The organism is Streptomyces flavofungini, assembly GCF_041028215.1.
Taxonomy (GTDB): Bacteria; Actinomycetota; Actinomycetes; order Streptomycetales; family Streptomycetaceae; genus Streptomyces; species Streptomyces flavofungini_B.
In genome coordinates this window covers 1-1,607 of sequence record NZ_JASKYR010001130.1, presented here as the reverse complement: position 1 = coordinate 1,607, position 1,607 = coordinate 1, and the positions used below count along the sequence as shown (strand labels likewise).

Below are 1,607 nucleotides of genomic sequence, written 5' to 3'. Positions count from 1 at the left end.
GGTCCGGCCTCCCGGCGGGCTCAACCCCTGGTCAGCAGCAGCCGCTCCAGGACCACGGCGATGCCGTCGTCCTCGTTGGACGGCGCCAACTCGTCGGCGACAGCCTTGAGTTCCGCATGGGCGTTGGCCATGGCCACGCCGTGGCCCGCCCAGCGGAACATGGGGATGTCGTTGGGCATGTCACCGAAGGCGATGGTGTCGTCGGCCGTCAGACCCAGCCGCTCGGCCGCGAGCGCGAGGCCGGTCGCCTTGGTGACCCCGCACGGCTGGAGCTCCACCGTGCCCGGCCCGGACATCGTCACCGTCGCGAGGGATTCCACCGCACCCCGCGCCACCGCCGCCAACTCGTCGTCGGCCAGCCGGGGATGGCGCAGCAGCACCTTGCTGATGGGCACCTCCCAGAGCACGTCACGACAGGGCACCCGCACCGCGGGCAGCGTGGGGTGCGGCATCTCGTACCCCGGCTCGATCAGCGTGAGCCCGTCCACACCGTCCTGGTCGACGGCCGCGGCGACCTGCCCGACCTCCGCCTCGATCTTGCCGAGCGCCACCTCGGCGAGCCCGCGGTCCAGGGTCACCGACCACTCCATGCGGTCCGCCCCGGCGTCGTAGAGCTGCGCGCCCTGCCCGCAGACGGCGAGGCCGTCATAGCCGAGGTCGTCCAGGAGGGGCCGCACTCTGGGCGCGGGCCGCCCCGTCACGATCAGGTGCCGGGCCCCCGCCCCGCCGACGGCGGCCAGCGCACGCCGCGACCGTTCCGAGACCGTGTCGTCGCCGCGCAGCAGCGTCCCGTCCAGGTCAGTGGCGATGAGTGCATATGCGAGGGCAGCGGCCATGATCCAGAGAATACGGATCCTGAGCCCCGCAGGAAGCGGCTTGACAAGGCCCGTGCGGACCGGGGTGCGACGGGGCCCGAAGCGGTTCATCACAACGTGGAGGATCGACCCGCACGACGGCCTTTACCCCGCCCCCGAAGGACGTTGGGACCGGAACTGAACACTCCGGCAAGACTTATCCGGTCATTGCGAACTCTTTGGACACTGCCGCAACAGGGGGCAGCGCACGTAACGTGTGGCACACCCCTTAACGGAAAGTGAGGCAGGTACGCATGTCCGAGCAGACCCCGCTCGACCCGGCCGCCGGCGACCCCTCCGGTCTCTCCGGAAGCGACCCCGTCGGCCGCTCGGAGGGCACCGCGCCCGGCCCGTCCGAGGGTGACCCCTTCGGTCTGCCCGAGGGCGACCCCTTCGGGCCGCACAACCTTCCCTACGGCGTGTTCTCCCTCGCCGGGGAGCGGAACGACCAGCGCAGGGTCGGAGTGCGGCTCGGTTCCCACGTCCTGGACGCCGGCGCCGCGGCCGCCGCGCTCGGCTCCCCCTACGTCTCGCTCCTGGCCCGGCCGACGCTGAACCCGCTGCTCGCCGCGGGCCGCATCGCCTGGTCCGACGTGCGCCGTGCCCTGACCGCCTGGCTGACCGTCCCCTCCCACCGCGACGCCGTGCGCCCGCTGCTGCACCACCTCTCCGACGTCACCCTGCACCTGCCGTTCGAGGTGGCGGACTACGTCGACTTCTACGCCTCCGAGCACCACGCGAGCCACCTGGGCC

1 protein-coding gene and 1 pseudogene are annotated in these 1,607 nt (G+C 72.2%); one reads left to right on the top strand and one right to left on the bottom strand.

What is annotated here, in order from left to right; translation table 11 throughout:
• Positions 1-20 precede the first annotated feature (20 nt).
• Complete coding sequence (locus AB8Z36_RS39075; protein WP_369218110.1) at positions 21-836, bottom strand: HAD family hydrolase; 816 nt, start codon at positions 834-836, stop codon at positions 21-23.
• Positions 837-1,108: 272 nt separating this feature from the next.
• Between AB8Z36_RS39075 and AB8Z36_RS39070 the strand changes: the two are divergent.
• Positions 1,109-1,607, top strand: a pseudogene (locus AB8Z36_RS39070) (fumarylacetoacetase); the annotation flags it as partial.

What these genes read in the sequence shown, in the direction of transcription:
- AB8Z36_RS39075 (WP_369218110.1), bottom strand. Translation starts at nt 836, where the DNA reads ATGGCCGCTGCCCTCGCATATGCACTCATCGCCACTGACCTGGACGGG.